This is a genomic window from Bradyrhizobium sp. ORS 375 (genome assembly GCF_000239775.1).
Classification (GTDB): domain Bacteria; phylum Pseudomonadota; class Alphaproteobacteria; order Rhizobiales; family Xanthobacteraceae; genus Bradyrhizobium.
In genome coordinates this window covers 26155-34318 of record NZ_CAFI01000003.1, presented here as the reverse complement: position 1 = coordinate 34318, position 8164 = coordinate 26155, and the positions used below count along the sequence as shown (strand labels likewise).

At 66.9% G+C, this 8164-nt stretch carries 9 protein-coding genes; 4 read left to right on the top strand and 5 right to left on the bottom strand.

The window, feature by feature from the left end; translation table 11 throughout:
• Positions 1 to 91: 91 nt before the first annotated feature.
• From BRAO375_RS00275 to BRAO375_RS00265, 3 genes are all read right to left on the bottom strand, one after another.
• The gene (locus BRAO375_RS00275; RefSeq protein WP_009025434.1) at positions 92 to 1054 is read right to left on the bottom strand and encodes an acetyl-CoA carboxylase carboxyltransferase subunit alpha; all 963 of its coding nucleotides are present in this window, start codon (positions 1052 to 1054) and stop codon (positions 92 to 94) included.
• A 231-nt stretch (positions 1055 to 1285) separates the two neighbouring features.
• Positions 1286 to 2242 carry a site-specific tyrosine recombinase XerD gene (xerD, locus tag BRAO375_RS00270; RefSeq protein WP_035638127.1) on the bottom strand — a complete coding sequence of 319 codons (957 nt, stop codon included), beginning with the start codon at positions 2240 to 2242 and terminating at the stop codon, positions 1286 to 1288.
• Positions 2243 to 2413: 171 nt separating this feature from the next.
• On the bottom strand, positions 2414 to 2560 hold the full coding sequence (locus tag BRAO375_RS00265; RefSeq protein WP_008966351.1) for a hypothetical protein: 147 nt from the start codon (positions 2558 to 2560) through the stop codon (positions 2414 to 2416).
• Positions 2561 to 2742: 182 nt separating this feature from the next.
• Between BRAO375_RS00265 and BRAO375_RS00260 the strand changes: the two genes are divergently transcribed.
• The 3 genes from BRAO375_RS00260 (at position 2743) to BRAO375_RS00250 (ending at position 5926) form a co-directional block, all read left to right on the top strand.
• Complete coding sequence (locus tag BRAO375_RS00260; protein ID WP_009025432.1) at positions 2743 to 3405, top strand: shikimate kinase; 663 nt, start codon at positions 2743 to 2745, stop codon at positions 3403 to 3405.
• Positions 3402 to 4550 (top strand): 3-dehydroquinate synthase, encoded by a 1149-nt coding sequence (gene aroB, locus BRAO375_RS00255; RefSeq protein ID WP_009025431.1) that lies wholly within the window; start codon positions 3402 to 3404, stop codon positions 4548 to 4550. Before BRAO375_RS00260 ends, aroB begins: the two co-directional genes overlap by 4 nt.
• Before the next feature lie 71 nt (positions 4551 to 4621).
• Entirely contained in the window at positions 4622 to 5926 is a 1305-nt protein-coding gene (locus BRAO375_RS00250) for an HlyC/CorC family transporter (RefSeq protein ID WP_009025430.1), read from the top strand.
• Positions 5927 to 5945: 19 nt separating this feature from the next.
• Here BRAO375_RS00250 and BRAO375_RS00245 read toward each other — a convergent pair whose 3' ends face one another.
• Positions 5946 to 6215, bottom strand: coding sequence for a BolA family protein (locus BRAO375_RS00245; RefSeq protein WP_035638125.1), 270 nt, complete (start codon positions 6213 to 6215; stop codon positions 5946 to 5948).
• Between the two features lie 110 nt (positions 6216 to 6325).
• Here BRAO375_RS00245 and BRAO375_RS00240 point away from each other — a divergent pair, with 110 nt between their 5' ends.
• On the top strand, positions 6326 to 6967 hold the full coding sequence (locus BRAO375_RS00240) for a J domain-containing protein (protein WP_035638123.1): 642 nt from the start codon (positions 6326 to 6328) through the stop codon (positions 6965 to 6967).
• Positions 6968 to 7004: 37 nt separating this feature from the next.
• Here BRAO375_RS00240 and BRAO375_RS00235 read toward each other — a convergent pair whose 3' ends face one another.
• A complete protein-coding gene (locus BRAO375_RS00235; RefSeq protein WP_175345280.1) occupies positions 7005 to 8093 on the bottom strand; it encodes a citrate synthase/methylcitrate synthase in 1089 nt (362 codons plus the stop codon).
• Positions 8094 to 8164 lie beyond the last annotated feature (71 nt).

Below are 8164 nucleotides of genomic sequence, written 5' to 3'. Positions count from 1 at the left end.
GACCCCGGCGGCGGGGCCGAAATGCGGCCAAACGGCTGGAAAGACTCACAAAACCGCGAGCGCGACCGGCCCGGCAGCAGCGTCCCCCGGCTCAGCCGAGCTTGCGGCCGATCTCGATGAACTTCTGCCGGCGCTGCTTGCGGATGGCGTCGGCGTCGAGGCCCTTCATCTCGTCGAAGGCCTGGGCGATCGCCTCGCCGGTCGCCGCGATCATCGCGGCGGGGTCGCGGTGGGCGCCGCCGACCGGCTCCTTCAGGATGGTGTCGACCACGCCGAAGCGCAGCATGTCCTGGGCGGTGATCTTCATGCTGTTGGCGGCTTCCTGCGCCTTGGTGCCGTCGCGCCAGAGGATCGAGGAGGCGGCTTCCGGCGAGATCACGCTGTAGATCGCGTGCTCCAGCATCAGGACCTTGTTGGCGGTGGTCAGCGCGATCGCGCCGCCCGACATGCCCTCGCCGGTGATGATCGCAACGTTGGGCACGCCCAGCGCCAGACAGGCGTCGGTCGAACGCGCGATCGCCTCGGCTTGGCCGCGCTCCTCGGCGCCGATGCCGGGATAGGCGCCGGCCGAATCGACCAGCGACAGCACGGGAATGCCGAACCGCTCGGCCATCTCCATCAGCCGGACCGCCTTGCGGTAGCCCTCCGGGCGGGCCATGCCGAAATTGTGCTTGAGGCGGGATTCGGTGGTGGCGCCCTTTTCCTGGCCCATCACGCAGATCGGCTCGCCGCGGAAGCGGCCGAAGCCGCCGAGCAGGGCGGCGTCCTCGCCGAACTTGCGGTCGCCGGCGAGCGGCGTGAATTCGGTGATCAGCGCATTGACGAAGTCGGTGAAGTGCGGCCGCTGCGGGTGGCGCGCGACCATGGTCTTCTGCCACGGCGTCAGATTGGCATAGAGATCGGCCAGCGCCTGGCCGGCCTTCTCCTCGATGCGGCCGACCTCCTCGCCGATGTCGGTGCCGGAGGCGGCCATCGCCCGGAGTTCATCGACCTTGGAATCGAGCTCGGCGACGGGCTTTTCGAAATCGAGGTAGCTGCGCATGGGATCCGGCATGGAAGAGCTGAAGGAAGAGCGCTGGGAGACGAAATCGGTTCGGCCTTCGGACCTGAAGGTGAAGGACTTCAGGAGCTTAGGGTGCGATCGGTGCGCCGCGTCCAGGCGTCGTGCCGGGAGAGCGGGCAGGATGGCGCTCTTTCGGGGCAGACGCGCGCGAAGTCAAGCGGGCGGCGCGTCACGCCCAAGGATTTGGTGTCGGATTTGGTTGCGGGAAAGTATGAGGCGGGCTCAGGTCTCGGCCAGGGGGTGCAGGTCGCGCACCAGGCTCTTCAGCCGCTCCTCGACCACATGGGTGTAGATCTGGGTGGTCGAGATGTCGGTATGGCCGAGCAGCGTCTGCACGATGCGCAGGTCGGCGCCGTTGTGCAGCAGGTGGCTGGCGAAGGCGTGACGCAGCACGTGCGGCGACACCAGCCGGGCGGGCAGGCCGCTCGCCACCGCGAGCTCCTTGAGGTCGCGGGCGAAGTGCTGCCGGGTGAGGTGGCCGCTCTCGCCGAACGAGGGAAACAGCCATTTGCCGAAGGTGGCGCTGGCCTTCTTCTCCGGCTTCTGCTTGTCCAGCATCGCCAGATAGTCGGCCATCGCCTGACGCGAGGCCTGGTTGAGCGGCACCAGCCGCTCCTTGTTGCCCTTGCCGCGCACCACGATCATGCGGGCATCGTTGCGTGCCGCCGTGCGCGGCAGCGCCACCAGCTCGGAGACGCGCAGGCCGGTGGCGTAGAGCACTTCGAGCAGGCAATACAGCCGCAGCGCGCGCAGCCGCTGCGACGGCGAGGCGTCGGCGATCTCGGACAGCTCCTTGGCGCGGGTCAGCATGCGGTCGACGTCGCCGATCGACAGCACTTTCGGCAGGGAACGGCCGCGCTTCGGGCCGGACAAGATCGCGGCGGGATCGTCGCTGCGGATGCGCTCGCTCAGCAGAAAGCGGAACAGGTGCCGCATCGCCGACAGCCGCCGGGCCACGCTGGACGACTTGAAGCCCCGGTTGTCCAGATCGGCGAGATAGTCGCGCAGCGCCTGGGTGTCGGCCGCAGCGAAGCTGTTGCCCTTGCGGGTGAGAAACTCGGAGAGATCGGTGAGGTCGCGGCGATAGGCATCGAGCGTGTTCGTGCCGGCACCCTGTTCCGCGGCCATCATGTCCAGAAACAGGCTCATCAGCCGGGCGTCGGAGGCCTTGACCTTCATCTCGTAAATTCCGCTGGGTCCGAGGCGATCGAATCAGGACGAGTTAGTCGCGCCGGCACGTCGAGCGGTGACTGCAAATCTGGCCGATATCGCGGCGCCGGACCGTCTCAGAGAAGCGTAAAAATCTTAATCAATGCCCTGTGGCTTTTCGGTCGGCCGAAGCCTGGTCGCTCACTTCTTCTGGAACTTGTCCGGCGGGATCGACACCGTCATCTCGCGCGGCTTCGGATTGACGAAATTCGCCAGCGCGTAGATCGCGCCATAGACCACGCCGACGATGACGGCGATCACGGTCAGGAAGCGGAACAGGCTGGGCATAGGGTCGCGCAGGCCACCAAGGAAGGAACGGTTTCATCCAACATGTTCGCGCCGGGCTGGCAAGCCCGGCGGGAAGCCAGTCAACCGGGTGCCGGATCTCCAATGCTGGGTCATTCCGGGGTTGGGCCAGGGCGGAACAGGATGCCTTTGAAAGCAGCAGGGGCTGGGTTAGAAGCGGAGCGATGACCGATCTGACGCAACCAGCGCCTGGGCCTGCCGCTCCGGAGGCCGCGATACTCGCGGGCCTCGGCAAGCGGCTGATCGTGCTGGTCGGTATGATGGGCGCCGGCAAGTCGACCGTGGGGCGCAGGCTCGCAGCGCGGCTGCGGCTGCCGTTCGTCGATGCGGACACCGAGATCGAGACCGCAGCCGGCATGACCATACCGGAAATCTTCGAAACCCGCGGCGAGGACTATTTCCGCAATGGCGAGGCCCGCGTGATCGCCCGCCTGCTCGAAAGCGGGCCGACGGTGCTGGCGACCGGCGGCGGGGCCTTCATGCGCGAGGAGACGCGCCAGCGGATCCAGGAAAAGGCCGTCTCGGTGTGGCTCAAGGCGGACGCCGACGTCATCATGCGCCGCGTCCGGCGCCGGGCCGACCGGCCGCTGCTGCAGACGGCCGATCCCGAAGGTACCGTCGCGCGGCTGTTGAGCGAGCGCGAGCCGGTCTACCAGACGGCTGACATCACGATCTGCTCGCGCGACGTGCCGCATGACCGGGTCGTCGAGGATTGCTTGGAGGCGCTGCAAGCCTTCCTGTCCCCGCCCGAGACCAGGCAGCCGGACGGCCCGCAACCCGATCCGATTCAACCCGATCCACCGCAGGCCATGAGCGCGCTCCGATGACGGTCCCCCTGAAGCATTCCGATCCGATCATCGTCGACGTCGCGCTCGGCGACCGCGCCTATGACATCGTCATCGGCCGCGGCGTGCTGGCGACGCTGGGTCAGCGGATCGCTTCGCTGCGGCCGGGCGTGCGCACGGCCATCGTCACCGACCGCACCGTGGCCGCGCACTGGCTGAAGCCGACCGAGGCCATCCTGGCGGAGGCCGGCATCCCCACGTCCACCGTCGTGGTGGAAGAGGGCGAGGGCTCCAAGACTTATGCCGGCCTGGAGAAGGTCAGCGAGGCGCTGATCGCTGCCAGGATCGAGCGCAACGATCTGGTGATCGCGCTCGGCGGCGGCGTGGTCGGCGATCTCGCCGGCTTTGCGGCGGCGATCCTGCGCCGCGGCGTCGATTTCGTGCAGGTGCCGACCTCGCTGCTGGCGCAGGTTGATTCTTCCGTGGGCGGCAAGACGGGGATCAATTCGCCGCAGGGCAAGAACCTGCTCGGCGCGTTTCATCAACCCGTGCTGGTGATCGCCGACACCGCGGTGCTCGACACGTTGTCGCCGCGCCAGTTCCGCGCCGGCTATGCCGAGGTCGCCAAATACGGCCTGCTCGGCGACGCCAGCTTCTTCGCCTGGCTCGAGGCCAACCACGCCGACATCGTCAGGGGCGGCGCGGCGCGCGAGCATGCGGTGGCGACCTCCTGTCGCGCCAAAGCGGCGGTCGTCGCCCGCGACGAGCGCGAGACCGGCGACCGCGCGCTGCTCAATCTCGGCCACACCTTCGGTCACGCGCTGGAGGCGATCACCGGGTTCTCCGACCGGTTGTTCCATGGCGAGGGCGTGTCGGTCGGCATGGTGCTGGCGGCGCAGTTCTCCGCCGAGCTCGGCATGCTGCCGCCCGACGACGTCACGCGCATCGAGCGTCACCTTGCCGCGGTGGGGCTGCCAACCCATCTGCGGGACATCGCCGGCTTTGCCCAGGAGGGCGTCGGCGACGCCGACCAGCTTTTGGCCTTGATGGCGCAGGACAAGAAGGTCAAGCGCGGCAAGCTCACCTTCATCCTGATGGAAGCGATCGGCCGCGCGGTCATCGCGAAGGACGTCGATCCGGCGCGGGTGCGCGACTTCCTGCAGACCAAATTGCACAGCCGCGGCTGATCGCAGCTTTACGCCACGTTGAGCAGTGGCGACGCATCATCGGCGGCTTCTCTCGAGAGTGACATGGCGTCATGGACTGGCTCACACTCACCATCGTCATCATCTGCCTCGGCGCCTCCGCGTTCTTCGCGCTCAGCGAGACCGCGCTGACCGGCGCCTCCCGCGCCTCGATGCTGCGGCTCTCCAAGCAGGGCAATCGCGATGCCGACGTGGTGTCGAGCCTGTTCGACATGCGCGAGCGGCTGATCGGCGCGCTCCTGCTCGGCAACAACATCGCCAATATCGCCGCCTCGGCGCTGGCGACGGGCATCTTCACCGCCTGGTTCGGCGAGGTCGGCGTGCTCTATGCGACCGGCGTGATGACGGCCCTGGTCGTGATTTTTGCCGAGGTGCTGCCGAAGACGATCGCGATCAACGCGCCGGACCGCGTGTCGCTCGCGGTTGCACGGCCGATGCGCGGCACCGTGATCGTGCTTGGCCCCGTGCTCGCGGTCATCGAAGCGATCGTGCGCATGCTGATGCGCCTCATCGGTTTCAAGGTCGGCGCCAACCAGCCGATCCTGTCGCCGACCGAGCGTCTGCGCGGCGCCGTTGACCTGCTGCATCACGAGGGCAAGGTCGAAAAGCAGGACCGCGACATGCTCGGCGGCCTGCTCGACCTCCAGGAGCTGCAGGTTTCCGACGTGATGATTCACCGCACCGAGATGGTGATGGTGAATGCCGACCTGCCGCAGGAGGAACTGGTTCGCGAGGTTCTCGCCTCTGAATACACGCGCATCCCGCTGTGGCGCGGCACACCGGAGAACATCATCGGCGTGCTGCACGCGAAGGATCTGCTGCGCGCGATCCGTTCTGCCGAAGGCGACGTGACGCACATCGATGTCGCCTCGCTCGCGCTGCCACCGTGGTTCGTTCCCGAGATGCGTTCGGTGTCGGAACAGCTGAAGGCGTTCCGACGCCGCAAGACGCATTTCGCCTTAGTCGTTGACGAGTATGGCGAGGTCGAGGGCATCGTCACGCTCGAGGACATTCTGGAAGAGATCGTCGGCGATATCTCCGACGAACAGGACGTGCAGGTCGCCGGCGTCCGTGTGCAGCCGGATGGATCGGTTGTCGTCGACGGCTCGGTGCCAATCCGCGATCTCAATCGCGCGATGGACTGGACCTTGCCCGATGAAGAGGCAACGACGGTTGCCGGTCTCGTGATTCACGAGGCGCGTTCGATCCCGGAGCGCGGCCAGAGCTTCACGTTCCACGGCTTCCGCTTTCGCGTGCTGCGGCGGGAGCGCAATCGCATCACCGCGCTGCGCATCGTGCCAGTGCCCCGTGGAGAAACGGAGGAGACACGGCCGCGCCGGGCCGGTACGGCGTTCTAATTGGTTGGAGTTGCCGGGATCAGGCTTCGCCCGGCGCCTTCGCATGCAACGCGAGCGCATGCACTGAGCCGGCAAGTTCCTCGGCCAATGCGGCGTTGATCAGGCGGTGGCGATCGACGCGGCTCTTGCCCGCGAAGGCCTGCGACACAATATACACGCGGAAATGGGTCTCACCGCTTGGCCGGTGTCCCATGTGGCCCGCATGCAGATGTGATTCGTCCTGCACATCGAGGCTTTCTGGAGTGAAAGCTTCGCGCAACTTTTCGATGATAGCATCCTGGGTCCGCATGGTCTCTGGAAATACGCATCAAATTATTTTTCGTCAATCGGCGGTCCCCGCCTGAGGTATTCGCAATGTCAAGACTTGAAGCTTTTCGCGTTGCGTAGTCAAAGTCCGCCATGCCGATCGATTCAAACAAATTCTTCGACTCCATCCGCATCAAGCCCAAGAAGACGGCTGCGCGGCAGCCGGTGCGCGAGGAGGCTCAGCCCTGCCAATGGCCGGACTGCACGAACCGCGGATCGCACCGCGCGCCCAAGGGGCGCGAGAACCAGCGCGAGTATTGGCACTTCTGTCTCGACCACGTGCGCGAGTACAACCAGTCCTATAATTTCTTCTCCGGCATGAATGCCGACGCGGTCGCGCGCTATCAGAAGGATGCGCTGACCGGACACCGCCCGACCTGGAAGATGGGCGCCAACACCGCGGGCAAGCGCGGCACCGGCAATGCCGAGAGCGATCTCGGCGATGCGTCGGATCCGTTCAGCGTGTTCGCGGAGATCAACGGCCGTGCCGGCTGGCGTCCGGGTGCGCAGTCCGCACCGAAGGCCGAGACGCGCAAGGTGTTCAACGCCGAGCGCAAGGCGCTGCAGGTGATGGGCCTCGGCCCCGACGCCACCCTCGAGGACGTCAAGGTCAAGTACAAGGCACTGGTGAAGCAGCACCATCCCGACGCCAATGGCGGCGACCGCTCCACCGAGGATCGCCTGATCGAGATCATCAAGGCCTACAACTACCTCAAGACGGTGGTGAAGGGCTGACGCGCGACAGCCGTGCTGCCGCGCGCCGTTCGTTGATTCATGGCTTCGGCCCGATATAGGCCGAGCTCGGCCGGATCAGCCGTCCCGTCCGCTGCTGCTCCCGGGCATGCGCAGTCCAGCCCGCCGCCCGCGCCACCGCGAAGATCGGCGTGAATGCCTGGCGCGGAATCTTCAGCGCATCGAGCAGGATGGCGGTGAAGAACTCGACATTGGTATCGAGCACCCGCTCCGGATTTTTCTGCCGCAGCGCCTGGCGGATATAACCCTCCACCTCGCTCGCGAACGGCAGATCCGCCCCGCTCCCCGCCAGTCGTTCGATCGCGGCTTTGAGCACATCGGCCCTGGGATCGCGCACCCGGTAGATCCGATGCCCAAATCCCATCAGCCGCTCACCGCGGCCGAGCGCCGCATCGACCCAGTGTGCGATGTTCTCCCGCGTCCCGATCGCGTTCAGCATCTCCAACACCGGCTCCGGCGCCCCGCCATGCAGCGGGCCGGTGAGGGCGCAGTAGCCGGCGGTGATCGCGGCGAACAGGTCGGCCTGGGTGGAGGCCACCACGCGGGCCGCGAAGGTCGAGGCGTTCATGCCGTGATCGCTGACCGTGACGAGATAGGTGTCGAGCGCAGCCACCTCGCCCTCGGCGGGCGTGTCGCCGCGGACCATGCGCAGGGTGTCGGCGGCGTGGGTGAGGTCGGGATTGGGCGCGATCGGCTGCGCTCCCCGGGCGCGCTGGACCAGGGCTCCGGCGATGACAGGGCAGGCGCCGACGATGGCGGCTTCGTCGCCGAGACCGGGCTCGGCGCGCAGCGCGGCGATGGCGGCGCGGAAGCCGTCGATGATCGACATCCCTGATGTCGCTGCGAGCAGTTCGGGCAGCCGGGCGAAGGCGCGCTGACGGGCGGCGCCCAGGCTGGCGCGGACGTCGGCCTCGCTGACGCTGCGCTTGGTCGCGGCGCTCCACAGCCGGGCCGTCACCCCCTCGAAGCCGGTCCCGGCGGCGAGATCGGCCACGCGGTTGCCCGCGATGATCAACTCGCCCTGCTGGCCGTCGACATGGCTGAGCACCGTCTCGGCGGCGGGGATGCCATCGAGGCCGATGGGGGACTTCGAGAGCTGGATGGTCATGGCACGATCTCCTGCGTGAATGGTCACGCCATCAAGATTCGTCCGGTCGACAGATTGATCAATCTTGATTA